Genomic DNA, 16,325 nt, shown 5'->3' on the forward strand with positions numbered 1-16,325 from the left:
GTCTCCTAGAACGTGGTGCTTTGCGTCCCGGTGACGACATCGTTTCGCCGGGAGATGGTCTGAGGGACTCGGGAATTCTGTGTCACCCAACCGACGGCGACGGGTGAGATCGCGCCGAGGATGTCAAGTAGCCGATCATGGTCTGCGGTGAGGTTCCGGGCGAAGATCGGCTCGTGATGCGCGATCCGGTTGCGGAGCTTGCGCAGTGACTCCTGCTTGCGGTGAAGTTCGCGGCGTAGACCGACCAGGTGCGGGAACGCGCCGTGGAGCGCAGGCACCCACAGCCGCTGGTGGTACCGGTTGGCCAGGAGTCCGGTCCAGAACCCGAAGCTCAGCTCAGCCACGATATGCCCTGGGACCACGGCTGTTCCCTTGGCTCGCCGCGCGGCACCGATCGCATCGGTGACGCGGTGCTGTTCGAACTGGTGGAGACCGATCTGTGCGTTCCACCAGTCTTCCTGGCTGGCGAGCGTGCTGAGTTTGGCATGGATCGCGTTGCGGAGCGCAACTTCGAGCACGTTGAAGCTGCCCCAGAATGCAGAGGCCACTTCAACGTTCCAGGCGTAGAGCCGCAGTGCCGCGTCTTGGTCGCCGTGGCAGGCGCGCACGTAGGTGGCGAGACGGTCAGCGTTGAGCAGTCGGGTTAGCTCAACGTCATCAAGCTGCTGTCCTGGTGCCGCAGTCCCGGATGCTGTAACATAGCTGGTGTAAGCCCCGGACGAGGCCGCTGACGCGGTCGCCGCGCCGGGGCAATTTTCTTGCCCTGGCACCTGCCCCTGTGGCCCGCCCGTCATCTCAGTCCTCGTCCTCGTCGAAGTCGAACTCCTGCTGGGACGAGCGCGGCGTCGGGGCGTATTTGCGAGCCTGTTCGTTCACGTCACCCCAAGCACTCACCAGGCCGTTGAAGAGGATGGCGTCCTCCGTGTCCTTCTTCTTCTCGGCCTCGTGGAACAGCAGGAAGCCCAGTTCCTTCACTGCGTCAAGGTTCACGCGGGTCTGCACCGACGGCAGCAGCTCCGCCACCTTGTCGGCACCGTCCTTCGCCATCACCGCCGCGAGACGAACCGTGGCCTCCCATACGCTGACACGCTCGTCGGTTGCTGCGTCCCACTCGTCGTCAAGTTGGGACGGCGGCAGCAGACGGGCTTTACCGCCCTTCGCCTCGAAGATGCCGCCGCGTTCGAGAGTGCCTATGGAAGTGTCGGAGGAGCGCGCAAGTTGGTCCGCGATCCCGGAGTTCTCTTGTCCCCAGCCGTACTGCCGGTACCACTTCACTGCGAAGCGCGTGTCCGGGTCGAAGTCCGACTCTTGCTCGCCAATCACCTCGTCGAGCGTCGAATTGATGAGCAGGAGCGCATCCTTCACGCTCATGTCCGACCCATCTGCCTCACGTACTCGCGAGTAGCGGGAGAACACGGACATACCTGGGCCGATAGCCGCTTGCGCCAGATCAACTGGAGCGATTGATCCTTGAATCAGCCTTCTGAGCGCTTCGGGAAGTTCCGATTTCAGAGCCGCAACAAAGGCCCGCCGCGTCGTGGTGGGAGCATCCTCGGCGCGCGGTCGGCACGCCAGCACGATTGAGGACGCAAGAGCATTCGTTCCGACGCTAATCATTCGGCCTCCGCGCTCACTGCGCATGGGCCAAGTCGCGGTGATCTCCCATCCGGCATCGATCAGGCCATTCAGCAGGGTGTGCCAGCCAGTGGATGAAGTACCTTCGGACTTTGCTTCCTGCTGCTTGTAGGCGTAATAGACCGTCATAGGTAGGTCGGGGATTGCCCCTGAACGCACTCGCGCAAAGACCGAGTTGAATCCCTCAATAAAGAATTTCTCGGCGCCAGCCTTTCCATCATGTCGATACGGATTGGCTACCAGCTCCTCGGACTTTGGTGTGAGCATGGTGCCAACGGTTTTCGACTGAATTGATCCGAGCAACCTGCGGAGCCACACGTAGAAATAGTCTGAGAGGTCTGAGTATCCGATGTTGTCGTAGTACGGCGGGTCAGTTGAGATCGCAAGCCCGTGATAGCTGCGAGAGGCCGCATCGGACTGCGTGACGAACCCAGTAGGCGTAGCCGGAAGATGATCGATAGCTCGAACGATCCAGTCGATTTGTCCGACGAAGTTGCCGGACGACCCCGAGAACGGGTTCACCTCGACGTAGTCCCACACCATTGGGATCGCCTGCCGCGCGAAGACACCACGCGTTCCTTCACGTGCGGTGTTCCAGCCTGTCAGTGATGAGTTGTAGTCGGTCATCTTGCTGACAGCCAAACCGAGATAAGTAGCAACGGCATCGGCGTAGGCTTCGGCTCCGGTGCCGCCGTCTTCGAGGCGCGCTCCGGGCTCCATGCCTGCCGCAAGTGCGTCGGTGAGTGCACGCTCCCGGGCCTCGCCCACGAGGTCGCTCAACGTCGTGAGCGCCACGAGCTGGCGATCCGTAAATAGATCGGCCCACGCTGTCAGGCCATAGTTCGGAGTCTTGAAGTCCCGCGGATTCTTCGGCAGATCACCTTCAGGAACGTCCGTCGGTCGAGAAACGACTGCCGCTTCAACGTGCTCACGTGACGGGGTCACGTACACGCGTCCGCGGGTTGCTTCGCCCACGACGGCGATGAGGTGGACGCCCATCCTCCCAGCTCGCCCTTCTTCGCGAATGTAGTTCAGAGACATGGGTGTGCCGTCGCTGATAGCGATCCCGCCCTGGCGTCCGACCGTCCCGTCGTCATCACCCCTGGGTCCATGCGCGTCCTGTCGGACTTCGTAGTGAACTTCGCCGTTGATGACCTCGGCGTGCACCCAGGCTTCTTTGCCCTTCTTCTTACTCAGCCACCACGAGCGCACGAGCGGCACCTCGATCGGGTTCGCGGGGTTTGGGCTCTTGACTGTGCGAGCCCAGATCCAGGCAATCACCGTGTGTTCTGTACCACCCTCAGCCTTGACCTTAGGGTATAGGTGACCGATGCGCTGTTCGGCTTCGTCGCGCATCCATTCCCCGTACCTGCGCACATCCTCAGCTAGTCCCTTAGCCCGGTCCCACGACATTTTCGTGCCTGCAACTCCAGGGAACACCGGTGGTCGTCCCGAGAACTTTGGTGGTATCTCAATGAGTGCCTTGTTGATGAGGACGGCCAACGGGTTCAAGTCGCTTGCGTGGGCTTCGAGACCAAGCCTTTGCGCTTCAAGTGGAATCGCACCGCCTCCCGCGAAGGGGTCAAGCACCGCCGGAAGTTCGCCATTGTTTGACTTGCGGATCTCGGCGCTCGCCTGCGCGAGGAGTTCTTCGTTATTGCTGTTCTCCCACACGACGAGCTTCTCCAGGAGCGCGTGAAGTCGAGCGCGCTCAGCATCCTGCGCCTCCACCGTCGGGAACTCGTCAGGGCGTGATGACGGGTCGTCGACGAGTTGTGCGAAGAGGACTGCGCGCGCGGCAGCGAGTGGTCGGCGTGCCCAGTAGAGGTGCAGTGTCGAGGGGTGGCCGTGGCGGATCGACTTCTCGCGCGATGCCTCCGCGTTGATTGCTTCGAGTGGCAGCGAGACTTCGATGAGCTTCTTCTTGGGTGCGGTGGTCACAGGGATTCTCTCGTTGGCGTCGGGCTGGTTGTTGTCGGTGGTGTGGGTCATCGCGGTGGTCCTCCGCGCTCCCAGTAGTCGCGCCAGACCTCGTTGTAGGAACGGGTGGTCGCGGATGGCTCAAGGTGGGTGAAGGTGTCGCTCACGTAGCGCAACTGGTCGTTAGCGGCTCCATCGGTAGAGACCTCCACCAAGGCGAGCCGGTGCCGATCACCTTGGGTCTGGGCGAACGTAATCTCGTTCGTAGTGATGGTGAAGGTGTCGGAGCCTTCGATGCGGCCCTTGACCTCGATGTAGTGGACGAAGCCGTTCCGGTCGGTGGACTGGATGTCGTAGCCCGGGTTGTTGCGCGGCATCTCGACGGGTTCGCGTCCGAGTGCCCGCTCAGCAACGAGCACGGCTTCGACGGCTCGTCGCTCGACCTCCTCTATATGGCGGGCGAAGGTCTGGGCTTCGGACTCGTTGTCAGTCGTGAGGAGTGCGCTGGGGATGACGAGCGCGGCGCCGCGGATGACGGCGGGCACGGCGACAAGGTTGGTGGCCTCGTCGAGCTGTTCGAGCCGGTGGCTCAGCCGTTCGTCGAGCTGGCGGGCCCGGACGAGCGCGGTCTCGGCGCGGAGCCGACCGACGGTGCCTGCTCGTTCGAGGGCTTCGAGGCGGTTGTGTTCGCTATCCCAGTGGTTGATCTCGGCCAGCAGGCGACCCTTCACCTGCGTTCGGGTGCGCGCGGTCTCGATGTCGAGCCGGGTCTTGATCTCGTCCATGCGGGGCTGGAGCCCTTCACGGTAGGCCCAGGCACGCACGAGCTTCTCGTGGTTCTGCCGCGCCCAGTCGCTGCCCGTGATCTCCGCGATGGCTTCGGTCTCAGTCGAGTCCGGTCGGTCATAGTCGAGGTAGGGCGGTGCTGCGGACACGGTGACGGTGCCGTCTTGTTCGAGGAGTGGGTAGTCGAAGTGGTGAGAAACCGTGTCGGCATCGGCGGCGGTGTTCTCGATGCGCTGCTCGACGCTGAACATCAGCATCGGCGCATCGGACTGCTTGGAACGTCGATCAACCAAAACCGTGCCCTGTTTGAGTGTGGGGCCGAGGTCATCGATGGTGGCCTCGATCACGGCGTGCAGCAGCGGGTGGCCCGGTGCGATTAGGGAGGCGTCGGCGAGACCGTCGGGGTGCATGCGTGAGAGTTCGAAGGTGATGCGCTCGTACTGCTCGGCGACGGGTGCCCATCGGTTGAGGCGACGCGCCGTGTCGATGACGCGGGCCGGGACGCGAGTGATCTCGTAGCGACCGTTCTCGCGCTTGCGGATGCGTCCGCCGAGCCGTGTGAGCGCGGGGAGGAAGAAGGCTGAGATGTAGCCGGGCTGAAGTCGGCGCTCGCGGGCCTTCTCCATGCGTGCCCGCACCTCATCGAGGTTGAGCGCGGAGAACATCTCAGGGTGGAGTGCGCGCTCGGCGAGCATCTCGTCGAGGCCGTGGGAGACGCCGGCATCAATGATGCGGTCGAGTTTGTCCTTGACCTGGGGCTGGTCGCCATAGCGGATGGCCTCGATAAGCAGGTCACGCAGCGACCGCTCCTGGAAGGCGTCGGCGTCGCCGAGCACGTTGAACAGGTTGCCGTTGTAGGCGATCGACATCTGGTCGATCTTCGCCAGCAGCCGGGTGAACACGTCTCCCTCGCGGGTGTCGCGGGCGACCATGTTCCACAAGTGGCAGACCTCGCGCTGGCCGATGCGGTGGATGCGGCCGAAGCGCTGCTCGATGCGGTTCGGGTTCCAGGGCAGGTCGTAGTTCACCATCAGGTGCGCACGTTGAAGGTTCAGGCCTTCGCCAGCGGCGTCCGTGGCGAGCAGGACCACGGTGTCGGGGTTGTGGGTGAAGCGTTCACGGGCGAGCTTGCGATCTTCGCGGCGGGTGCCGCCGTGGATGGTGATGACCGAATCGGCACGCCCGAACTGGGCTGTGATTTTGGCTTGCAGGTAATCGAGGGTGTCGCGGTGCTCGGTGAAGATGATGATCTTGCGAGCATCACCTGAGCCATCGTGGGTCAGGAGCTGCTCGTCGAGGATGTTGCGCAACTCCACCCACTTCTTGTCATCGTCTTGCCGCCGGACGCGCCGGGCGACCTTGATGAGGTCTTCGAGAATCGCGATCTCAGCCTGCAACTCAGGGATCGTCTGCGCGGCCGTGGCAAGATCGACGACCTGGTCTGCTTGCTCCTCGAACTGGGCTCGCTCCTCGTCGGTCGTCTCCTCGTCGAAGTCCTCGAAATTATCGACCGAGAACGCGGGCAGCGCGTCGCTCCCGAAGTCGAGCGTCGTCTGGCCTGTCGTCCATTCGTCGATGTGCGAGGAGATGGAGGTGCTGAAGCGGGCATCGTCGGTGATGCGCTGCATATCGCGCAGTTTCGTGTCGAGGCGCTGCTGGCGTCGTTCCAGGGACCGCAGGATCGCTTCGGGACTGGAGGCAAGACGGCGTTGCAGCACGGTGAGCGCGAACCCGACATTGTTGCCGCGCTTCTTGTCCCCGGCCTGAGCGATCCGCTCGGCCCGTCCCATCTCGGTGCGGACGTAGTCGGTGACCTGTTCGTAAAGGTCTCGCTCAGCCGGGCTCAACTCGTACTCGACCGTGTAGGCCTTGCGTTCGGGGAACAGCGGCTTGCCCTCGAAGGTGAGCAGGTCTTCCTTCACCATTCGGCGCATCAGACCGTCGGTGTTGGTGCGGTGCACGCCCTGCCGGTACTGGCCCTCGAACCGGTCGCGATCCAGCAGCGACATGAACAGTTGGAAGTCCTCTTCCTTGCCCGCGTGCGGCGTCGCGGTCATCAGCAGGAAGTTGTGCGCGGTCTCCGACAGCAGGCGTCCGAGTTTGAAGCGCTTGGTCTCATCGACTTCGCCCGCCCAAGAGGAGTAGTGGGCCGACATACGGTGGGCCTCGTCAACGACCGCGACATCCCAGGTGACCTCACCGAGCTGCTCGGTCAGGTCTTCGCTGCGGGAGAGCTGGTCCATGCGGGCGATCAGGAACGGGTGCTCTGCGAAGACGTTGCGCCCCTGGGCGTCATCGACCATCTGGCGGCTGAAGACCTCGAACCGCAGATCGAACTTCTGGCTGAGTTCCTCCCGCCACTGCTCCACGAGCCCGCCGGGAGCGACGATAATCGCTCTCTCGCAGTCAGAGCGCAGGATCAGCTCCTTCAGATAGAGCCCAGCCATGATCGTCTTGCCCGCGCCGGGGTCGTCGGCTAGCAGGAACCGCAGCGGGATGCGCGGCAACAACTCCTCGTAGACGGCGCGAATCTGGTGCGGTAGCGGGTCAACGTCCGAACTGTTGACCGCGACCATCGGGTCGTAGAGCGCGGCGTACTTGATTCGCAGCGCCTCGGCTGCGAGCCGGAACTCGTCCGGGTCGGCGTCGTAGGCGGGAGCGGAGTCGGAGTCGGCCGCGACTTCGAACCGTGCCGCGTCGGCGTCGGTGATCGCACGAGCGCCGCTGCGACCGGAGTCGTCACGGTAGAAGACCTCGAACAGCTCGGCGTCGATGGGATCGATGGCAATCAGGGTGACCGTCTGCCCCGGCACCAAGCCACGGAGGCGCTGGCCCGCACGCAGCGTCGCAAGCGTCAATGTCGTGCCGGTCGTCGCTTCTGTCACGAGGTGCCTCCTTCCGATTTTGGGCAGTGGATCAGGATATGTGGTGCCACCGACAAAATGTTAGTGGCTCGGGGCGAGCGATGCGCTCACCCCGGTGCGGAGGGTTCGGAGCGGCGGCAGCCCCACCTCGTCGAACCCAGTCGTCGATTTCGCTGGCTTGGAACTTCCAGAGGCGTCCGACCTTGTGGGCGGGCATGGCCTTCTCGGCGATCCAGGTGTAGACGGTGTCTTTGGTGACCCCGAGGTGGGCGGCGATGTCGTCTGCGGACAGCTAGGTTGGTCCTCCCTCGCTCGATGGCCCAGGCAGGCCAACACTCACGATGATAACGGTGAAGGTACGGCTTGAGTTGGGTTTCTCCGGGCGTGGCCGAACGAGATGGGTGCCGAGGGTGGTCGCTCCGTTCAGCGATCAGCGCGGGACACGTGCTTGAAGCCAGGTCGTCACTGCTTCCTGCCCCCGGTCGGGGTCGGAGTTCCAGCAGAGTGTGTGGCCGGCGTCGAAGGACTCCAGCTCGACGAGGCCCGGGCGGGCGTGTCGGAGTGCTTGTGAGAGCTGGATCGGTACGGATCCGTCTCGCGTGCCGTGGAGGATCAGGGTCGGCGTGGTGAGGTCTGCTGATCGTGCGGTCCAGTCGAAGGAGCGAACGGGGATGTGGCCCGGCAACCCGACTGCACGTGCCAGTGGGGTGACGGTGAGCCACGGGATCGCCAGGTGGCCGGCTGCTGCGGGTAGTCCGCTATGGACGCAGTTGGCCTTGATGACTTCGGTCCAGTCGAGGACGGGTGAGACGAGGACGATCGCGGCCACCCTGGAACTCCACGGCAGGCTCGGCCAGTCCCTCGCCACGGCCGGGCCAGTTGCGGTCACCGAGACCTGGGGCAAGCTGCGCACCGAATCCACCCACCACGCCGTGCTCTGGGTCAGCGAATGGTCCAGGTCGCTCGTCTATCCGGGGTTCCTGTCGCCGGTACTGCTGTCCGCCGGCATCCAACGGTCGTTCTCACTGATCTGCACCCCAATGCGATCCGATGCGGCTGCTCGCGACATCCGCAAGAAGAAGGTCGAGCACATCTCCGACCAGGCCCAGCGCGCGAAGATCGGCCAGATCGAGGACGCCTCCCAGACCGCCGAGAACCACGACGTGCTCCAGCAAGAAGCCGACCTCACCGCCGGCCATGGCATCCTCCGCTACACCAACATCATCGCCGTCTCCGCACCCACCGTCGAGGAACTCGACGCAGCGGTCGCCGCCATCGAACAAGCGGCCATCCAGGCGTCGTGCGAGACCCGGCTCCTCGTCGGCCAGCAAGCCGCCGTGTTCACCTCCGCCGCGCTCCCGCTCTGCCGTAGGGGTGACTTCAGTCACTCAGGCGTCTCCGCCAGACTATCCCTTCGAGTCGCCGTTCTTGAGGACCGCCTTGACGAGGGTCCCGATGACCAGGACACCACCACCCACAGCAGCAGCCATCGGCCTAGCGTCTGCTGCGGCGTTTCGCAACTGCTGCGGATCGCGCACTGCGTCTATCCAACGAGTGCTGGTCAGTGCTTCCCGGTCAGACTCGATCGCAAATGGCGCGTGGAAGTCGTCAATGGAGTCGCTGACGCTGTTGATCGAGTTGATTACCTTACGTGCGGCGCGGGCATGCAGCACGACGTTCTCGCGCGCGATACCACCAGCCTGATCGAGGCGAGTCATGAGGTGCCCTGTCTTCAGGACGATCTTGCTGCGTCGCTGCTGGAGCGCAACATCGAGACTGATTCGATGTCCATCCAGCGAAGCCGGCGCTTTGTCGAAGACATGATCCAACTCCAGCACCGCATACTCGTTCTGCAACTGGAAGCATCGCGTAAGCACGGCGAGCCAGATGCCGACTTCTGCTTCAATGTCCTGGGTCGCCCTTGCGAGTGCACCCATGCCCGACTGGTCGTTGGCCTTGTCGGCGAAGGCTTCTAAAGCACGTAGTGCGTCTGCTTGGACCTCGGCGATTGTGCCCACCTCGGTCTTGACTTTGTCCCAAGCGGTTTCGCGGTCCCCGCCGTGTTCGCGTATCGCCATCGCTTCGTCGATGACGAGGCTGACGCGATCCATCTTGGCGAGGACTTCGTCTCTTTGCCTACGGCGTACGTCGTCGAGCTTTCCGTCGATGGCGACAAGAAGTTGCTTCAACTCCTGCGCCTCTTGCTGCCGAGCAACCTGAGCCATCACTCCGGCAGCGCCGGAGAGGATCGCGGGGTTCATGAGAAGTGATGCCGGACCATCCTCGATCTGAATCCACTTGCTGATGGAGCCGGGGTCGCCCAGCATCGCGTGGCTGATGCCCTTGGTCTTTGTAGGCATCAGGCCGAATTCCTTGACCTGCTCGGCCGACTCCTTGGTGAGTCTCACGTACCGGCCAGCGTTCTCAGCGATGTTGGATGCCGCTTCCGCCATCATCGACCCCGTGCCGAGCATTGATCCGAGCCTGTCGAGACGAAACTCACGGGAGATGGACAACAGCCCCGCTGAATCAAGGAAGCGCTCGACGGCCGACGGGTTGCCGATGACAGCCAACCCCTCGCCGTCATGGATCAACTCGATCTCATCAGCCACCTGCCGCTCCTCCTCTGTGTGCGTCCTGACTGAAGAGTATTCGTGACCGCTGACAGCCGAGTGGGAGTCCTGCGCACCTCCCCGTCACACGGCTCCAGGAGGCCCATGATGCCCACGTTCTTCGATTCGACTGCCGATACTGCTGAGGCGTCCGAGGCGCTGCGGGGGCTCGCGCACGCGAGTCGGAGGTTCGATCAGCCTGCCGAGATGTATGGGGTGATCGGTGATCTGTCCTCGGGGATGCGTTCGCTCGGGCAGGCGCTCGACCAGATCGCCGATGTTCATGAGCGCACGGCCGCGCACGCTTTCAACGACGCCGGCAATCACGAAGCAGGAGTGCGAGACGCCCTCGCTGCTGCGGAAGAGCTGCGTCGGGCCGCGAACCTCGTCGACCGGGCCTACGACCGGCTCACGGAAGGTTTCGTCGCTGCGGGCCGGATCGCCTGGCACCCCGAGCCCGTCGTCGAGGAGGCCGCGCCGTCGCGGTGGGTCAACGTGGTCTTCCTGCTAGGCGAGGAGGCCGACAGGCCGTTCCGCATCCTCGGCGAGCTGGGGCATGTCGATGCGGTGGACCTCCTCGCACAGTGGGACTACGGCGACGAGACCACGCAGGCCGCGCTGGAGAACGGGAACGTCTACGACGAACCCGGCCAGGGCACCAACGATCGCATGGTGCTCTCGGGCGACTACGCACTGGTCGTCAACCCGCACGTCGGCTACGCCTCGCTGCTGCGCCGCTACACCGAACCAGAGGCACAGCCCCAGGACGCCGAACAGGTCGGACCGGCTCCGGTACAGGGCGGGCCGGAACTGCTGGTGTCGTACTCGTCGCCGGGCGCTCCGAAGCGGGCCGACATTCCGGCGGCGAAGCGGGAAGCTTCGTGATTCGAGCCGGCCAAGATCACGGCAACCAAGCAGACGCGGGGGCTGGTGCGTGACCTACTTCTAATTGAGATGCATGCCGCCTGATGCTGCGGCGCAAAAGCCCTGGCGTGCCTTAGCGACCTTCGGGAGCTTGTGCGCCAAGGCTTTGTCTTCAAGCTCCGCGGCGAAACGGCTCGAGGCATGAAATTGCACCCGAACCCGCCGGCGGAAAGGCGAGAAGCGCTCTTTTAAGGGTGCTGCCAAAGACTCGAAACCGGCAGAACGTGGAGGGGGGCTCCTCCGTTTTTCATGGTGACTGCACGTGTTCCCGAGTACAGCACCACGCGCGCCGCGACTCGATCCTTGAAGGGAGCTGATCCCACATCAAGGTTTTTCCACGCGCGTTCCGTCACGGTTTCGGACGCCTTCACTTCGATGAGAATCAAGCGAGAATCGGCGAGTTCAACAACAACGTCGATCTCCCGATCTCGTTCGCGATAGTGGTGGAGGCTGAATCGCTCCCGTGACCAGGTCGATTGCGCTCGCAGTTGCTCCCCCACAAACGACTCAAGTGTTGCCCCGAAAAGCTCCGCGCCTCCCGCGACGCGCGTTTTTTCGAGCGTGAGCCCAGATAAAAACGCGGCAAGGCCCGAATCAGCCACGGCGACTTTCGGGCGCTTGACCACGCGATTCGTGAAACCCACTCCCCACCCGGGCGTAACATCAAGAAGGTACATGCGCTCAGCGAGAGCCAGATAGTCCCCGAGTGCCGTCTCGCCAGCCCCGAGAGCACGTGCCGTTTTCGCCTTCACGAGTTCCGATTGCCCCTGCTCCGCGATGTGCCGCAGGAGTGCTCGCAACTGGGAAGGGAACTGGCCTCCCGCGAGCTGAGGCGCATCATGCTCGATGAGTGAAGTGACATACGAATCGAACCACCGTGCTTTGCGACGCTCCCCTTCACGCTGCACTGGAAGCGGGTAGCCACCGGCGAGGACCATGACTCGAAGCTCATCCCCGCCGCAGTACGAGACCCTGCCAGCATTTGCGCCCGCCGCGCCATCAAGGATCCACGAGACCCAGTCCTCGGGCTCTGGCCGTTCCGTAATTTCGCCCGGCGTAAGCGGATACACGCGGAGAAACTCCGCACGCCCCGCGAGAGAATCGGAAACACCTGGAGTGCGCAGCAGATCGGACGATCCGGTGATCGCGAATCGTCCCGGGCGCCGGTCAGCATCGATCGTGCGTTTCAACTCAAGTGCGAGCGCAGGAACGCGCTGCGCCTCATCGACCACAAGGGTCTTACCTTGCGCCTGTTGTAAAAACGCTGCCGGGTCCGCTTCCGCGAACGCTCGCTCAAGCGGATCATCGAGGGTGACCATATGAGCGTGTTGTGGATCAACAGCCTGCCCCACGAGCGTTGATTTCCCCACCTGGCGCGCGCCCTGCACAACGAGCAGAGGCGAGTCCTCGAGGATCTCTCGCGCGATTGACACCGCATGCCGGGGAATGTGGGCGTTTACCGAGTTCATGCGCTTATTCTATGCTCCTGCACGCAGAAAAAGCGAGGATTTGCCACCCCATTTCCGGGGATTCGCCACCCTTAGAGCGGGGATTTGCCACCCCATTTCCGAGGATTTGCCACCTCGGTTTGGCACCACCGGCCGTGCGTATCAAGGCATGAAGAAACCCCAGGCCGGCTCTAGCCAACCTGGGGTTTTATCTGTGGAGCTAACGGGACTCGAACCCGTAACCCCCTGCTTGCAAAGCAGGTGCGCTACCAATTGCGCCATAGCCCCCGGTATGTCAGCGAGTCCGTTCTTCGGCTTCTTGCCAGAGATCGTCTCGCAGTTGTTTTTCTTCAACTTTCCGCCAGGCAAAAAGGCCGACGGCGGTGGAGGCGATGAGCATGAGAAGTGCTCGTACAAACTTCACGATGCCTCCGTTCGTTGAGTGGGCCTAGCTGGACTTGAACCAGCGACCTCTGTCTTATCAGGACAGCGCTCTAACCGACTGAGCTATAGGCCCTCCTGGAGCAACTTGCGTAACTCCAACGAGGAAACACTCTAGCCCAGTGCAGGCCCCTCGCACAAACGCGAGCGCGCATGTGTATGGGACGCCACACGGGCCAGGGTGCTGCGGCTTAGTTATCCGTCAGCGTGACCTTCAAGCCGCCGAGCAGCGAGGCCACGATGTTGTACAGGAACGCAAACAGCGTGCCGAGCGCGGTAATGAGAATGACGTTGAGGACGGCCACGATCACCGAATACGAGAGCATCTTCGAGAACTCGAGATACTCCATGAACGGCAGCGGCTTGCCGCTGTTGAGGTCGGAGGCGATCTGGTTGACCTGATCCCACAGGCCAATCGAGTTGACGACCTGCCACAGAAGAGCCACCGCGACCACGAGCGCAATACCGAACGAAATCGCCACGAGGAACGACAGCTTCATGACGCTCCACGGATCAAGCTGCGAAAGCGTGAGCTTTACGCGGCGGCTGCCCTGGCGGGGGGCGTCCTGCACCGGCGCGGTGTCGTGGGCGCCCGGCATGGGGCGTGCGGCGGGCTGGTGGGTGGTGCGGCTACGCGGTGCCGGCTGGGCGCCCATCGGCGCACCGTTCGGCTGACCGGGGTTCGCGCCACGGTTCTGGCCAGCGGATTTTCCGCCATAGCTCTGCCCGCCCCGTGGGCCTGCGGCATGGTCCGACGCTTGCCCGCCACCCACGTTTGCCTCCTGGGCACCGGGTGCCTGAGCATTCTTCTTGGTGCGGGAGGTCGACTTCGGCGCATCGCCTTCGCCGCTCTTGATCGCGTCAATGCGGCTCGTTACGCCCTCCGAGAGCGCAGTCGTGCGCGACTCGGCGCTCTGGTCGGGCCCGCCCTGCTTCGCGATCGGCTGGGTCTTATCGTCGCTAGTGGAACTCACGGTGTTCTCCTCGCTCATTCGATCAGTCCGAGACTACGGCATCGCCGGCATCATCACTGCCAGCTTCGTCGGCCTCGTCGTCATCCGGCTCACTTTCCTTGAACACGTTGACGAGGATGATCGAGTCTTTCTGGTCGGGCTTTGCGAAGACAACGCCCATGGTGTCACGGCCCTTGGACGGCACGCCCGCGACGGAGGACCGCACGACCTTGCCCTTCTCCATGAGCACGAATACTTCATCGGTTTCTTCAACGATCGCGGCGCCCACGAGGTGACCGCGGTCGTTGGGGAGCTTCGCGACTTTAATGCCCAGGCCACCGCGGCCCTGCACGCGGTACTCGTCAATCGAGGATCGCTTCGCGAAGCCGGAATCGGTCACGGTAAACACGAACGTGTCGGGGTGGGCGACATCCATCGCGAGAAGCTCATCATCGCCACGGAACTTCATGCCGGTCACGCCGCCCGTGACGCGGCCCATCGGGCGCAGAACGTCGTCGGAAGCGGGGAACCGCACACTCTGGCCGTTCTTCGAGACGAGCAACAGGTGATCGTCACCGTTGACGGCGCGGGCCGCCACAAGCTCATCGGTGACGAGGGAACCGTCGGGCCCCTCAAACTCACGCAAGTTGATCGCGATCAGGCCGGCGCTGCGGTTCGAGTCGAACGCGCTCATCGCGGTCTTCTTCACGATGCCGTGCTTCGTAGCGAGCACGAGATATTCGGCCTCGTCATAACCACCGATCACGAGCACGGAGCGGATCGTCTCATCGGGCTGGAATTCGAGAAGATTCGCGATGTGCTGGCCCTTCGAATCGCGCGGCGCCTCGGGAAGCTCGTAGCCCTTGATGCGATACACGCGGCCGAAGTTCGTGAAGAACAACAGCCACTTGTGGGTCGTCGTGGTGAAGAAGTGGTCGACCACGTCGTTCTCACGCAGGCTCGCGCCGCGCACACCCTTGCCGCCACGTTTTTGCGCGCGGTATTCGTCGGTCTTGGTGCGCTTGACCCAACCGCCGCGCGTGATGGTGACGACCATGTCCTCTTCGGGGATGAGATCCTCAACGGACACATCGCCATCGAACGGCACGATCTGGGTGCGGCGCTCATCGCCGTACTTCTCGACGATCGCCTCGAGCTCCTCGCTCACGATTTCGCGCTGGCGCTGCTCGCTGCCAAGGATCTCTTCGTACTCGAGGATGAGCGCGGCGAGACGATCGTGCTCTTCCGTGATCTTCTGGCGCTCGAGGGCGGCGAGTCGGCGAAGCTGCAGCGCGAGGATCGCGTTCGCCTGGATTTCGTCGATATCCAGGAGCGCGATAAGGGCCGTGCGGGCCTCGTCCACGTCGGGCGAGCGACGAATGGTCGCGATGACCTCGTCGAGGGCATCGAGAGCCTTGAGATAGCCGCGGTAGATGTGGATCTGCTCTTCGGCCTTGCGCAGGCGGAAGCGGGTGCGGCGCACAATGACGTCGATCTGGTGCTTCGTCCACTCGCGCACGAACGAGTCAATCGAGAGCGTGCGCGGCACGTCGTTGACGATCGCGAGCATGTTCGCGGAGAAATTCTCCTGAAGCTGCGTCTGCTTATACAGGTTGTTGAGCACAACCTTCGCCACAGCATCGCGCTTGAGAGTGAGCACGAGGCGCTGACCCGTCTTACCCGACGTTTCGTCGGTGATGTCGGCGATGCCCTGGAGGCGGCCGGCCTTGACCAGCTCGGCGATCTTGCGCGCGAGGTTGTCGGGGTTGACCTGGTAGGGAAGCTCGGTCACGACGAGCGCGAGGCGCCCGTTGATCTCCTCGGTCTTCACGACAGCGCGCTGCGTGATCGAGCCGCGGCCCGTGCGGTACGCCTCCTCGATCCCCTTACGGCCCGTGATGGTCGCGCCGTTCGGGAAATCGGGGCCCTGGATACGCTCGATGCAAGCCTCGAGAAGCTCTTCCTTCGTGGCCTCAGGATTCGTGAGCAGCCACTGAACGGCAGAGGCCACCTCGCGCAGGTTGTGCGGCGGGATATTCGTGGCCATACCCACGGCGATACCGGCCGAGCCGTTCACGAGAAGATTCGGGAAACGCGCCGGCAAAATCACGGGCTCGTCGACGGTGTTGTCGTAGTTGCCCGTCATATCGACGGTGTCTTCGTTAATGTCGCGCACGAGCTCGAGGGCGAGCGGCGACATCTTGCACTCGGTGTACCTCGAGGCGGCGGCACCGTCGTCACCCGCGGAGCCGAAGTTTCCCTGGCCAAGGATGAGCGGATAGCGCATGTTCCACGGCTGCACGAGGCGCACCATCGCGTCATAGATCGCGGAGTCGCCGTGCGGGTGGTAATTACCCATGACCTCGCCAACGACCTTCGCGCACTTGCTGAAGGAACGCTCGGGGCGGTAGCCACCGTCGTACATGCCATACACGATGCGGCGATGCACCGGCTTGAGGCCGTCGCGCACATCGGGAAGTGCACGCCCCACGATCACGCTCATCGCGTAATCGAGGTAGCTCTTTTGCATCTCCTTGTTCAGATCAACCTGGAAGATCTGATCGCCCTCGTCCTCATCGATCGCGTCGACCGTGGTGGTGAGGCCCTGCGGGATCGCGTGTTCGAGATCCTCGGCGCTCTTCGGGCCCTGGTCCTCGATGTTCTCGTCGCTCATGTCCTTCTCCCCTACTCTTCCTCGCGTGAATGCTCTCTCAATAACCGCTGCTTACCCCTCGGGGCACC

Annotated in this window: 11 protein-coding genes, 2 tRNA genes and 1 pseudogene; 2 read left to right on the forward strand and 12 right to left on the reverse strand. The window is 63.2% G+C overall.

Going from position 1 to position 16,325, the window contains the following annotated elements:
• Positions 1–5: 5 nt before the first annotated feature.
• From E6X30_RS08510 to E6X30_RS08530, 5 genes are all read right to left on the reverse strand, one after another.
• On the reverse strand, positions 6–794 hold the full coding sequence (locus E6X30_RS08510) for an Abi family protein (RefSeq protein ID WP_316336024.1): 789 nt from the start codon (positions 792–794) through the stop codon (positions 6–8).
• A 1-nt stretch (position 795) separates the two neighbouring features.
• Entirely contained in the window at positions 796–3,627 is a 2,832-nt protein-coding gene (locus tag E6X30_RS08515; RefSeq protein ID WP_316336025.1) for a DUF1156 domain-containing protein, read from the reverse strand.
• The gene (locus tag E6X30_RS08520) at positions 3,624–7,226 is read right to left on the reverse strand and encodes a helicase-related protein (protein ID WP_316336026.1); all 3,603 of its coding nucleotides are present in this window, start codon (positions 7,224–7,226) and stop codon (positions 3,624–3,626) included. Before E6X30_RS08520 ends, E6X30_RS08515 begins: the two co-directional genes overlap by 4 nt.
• A gap of 31 nt (positions 7,227–7,257) precedes the next feature.
• The gene (locus tag E6X30_RS08525; RefSeq protein ID WP_316336050.1) at positions 7,258–7,497 is read right to left on the reverse strand and encodes a helix-turn-helix domain-containing protein; all 240 of its coding nucleotides are present in this window, start codon (positions 7,495–7,497) and stop codon (positions 7,258–7,260) included.
• A 138-nt stretch (positions 7,498–7,635) separates the two neighbouring features.
• Positions 7,636–8,034, reverse strand: coding sequence for a hypothetical protein (locus E6X30_RS08530; RefSeq protein ID WP_316336027.1), 399 nt, complete (start codon positions 8,032–8,034; stop codon positions 7,636–7,638).
• Here E6X30_RS08530 and E6X30_RS08535 point away from each other — a divergent pair.
• A pseudogene (locus E6X30_RS08535) lies at positions 8,021–8,578 on the forward strand (SCO6880 family protein); the annotation flags it as partial. The gene E6X30_RS08530 and the pseudogene E6X30_RS08535 overlap by 14 nt on opposite strands.
• Before the next feature lie 33 nt (positions 8,579–8,611).
• Here the strand turns inward: E6X30_RS08535 and E6X30_RS08540 are convergent.
• Complete coding sequence (locus tag E6X30_RS08540) at positions 8,612–9,817, reverse strand: hypothetical protein (RefSeq protein ID WP_316336052.1); 1,206 nt, start codon at positions 9,815–9,817, stop codon at positions 8,612–8,614.
• A 105-nt stretch (positions 9,818–9,922) separates the two neighbouring features.
• Between E6X30_RS08540 and E6X30_RS08545 the strand changes: the two genes are divergently transcribed.
• Complete coding sequence (locus tag E6X30_RS08545; RefSeq protein ID WP_316336028.1) at positions 9,923–10,702, forward strand: hypothetical protein; 780 nt, start codon at positions 9,923–9,925, stop codon at positions 10,700–10,702.
• 227 nt (positions 10,703–10,929) lie between these two features.
• Here the strand turns inward: E6X30_RS08545 and E6X30_RS08550 are convergent, their stop codons facing one another.
• From E6X30_RS08550 to gyrA, 6 genes are all read right to left on the reverse strand, one after another.
• Positions 10,930–12,210, reverse strand: a complete 1,281-nt coding sequence (locus E6X30_RS08550; RefSeq protein WP_316336029.1) for an ATP-binding protein — start codon at positions 12,208–12,210, stop codon at positions 10,930–10,932.
• A 194-nt stretch (positions 12,211–12,404) separates the two neighbouring features.
• Positions 12,405–12,477: transfer RNA gene (locus tag E6X30_RS08555), tRNA-Ala, on the reverse strand.
• A 7-nt stretch (positions 12,478–12,484) separates the two neighbouring features.
• Positions 12,485–12,589: a DLW-39 family protein gene (locus E6X30_RS08560; protein ID WP_316336030.1), complete on the reverse strand. Its 105-nt coding sequence runs from the start codon at positions 12,587–12,589 to the stop codon at positions 12,485–12,487.
• A gap of 43 nt (positions 12,590–12,632) precedes the next feature.
• A tRNA-Ile gene (locus E6X30_RS08565) sits at positions 12,633–12,706 on the reverse strand.
• 115 nt (positions 12,707–12,821) lie between these two features.
• Entirely contained in the window at positions 12,822–13,604 is a 783-nt protein-coding gene (locus tag E6X30_RS08570) for a DUF3566 domain-containing protein (RefSeq protein WP_316336031.1), read from the reverse strand.
• Positions 13,605–13,626: 22 nt separating this feature from the next.
• Positions 13,627–16,257: a DNA gyrase subunit A gene (gene gyrA / locus E6X30_RS08575; protein WP_101687198.1), complete on the reverse strand. Its 2,631-nt coding sequence runs from the start codon at positions 16,255–16,257 to the stop codon at positions 13,627–13,629.
• Positions 16,258–16,325: the final 68 nt, after the last annotated feature.

The organism is Dermabacter sp. (genome assembly GCF_032550575.1).
Classification (GTDB): domain Bacteria; phylum Actinomycetota; class Actinomycetes; order Actinomycetales; family Dermabacteraceae; genus Dermabacter; species Dermabacter hominis.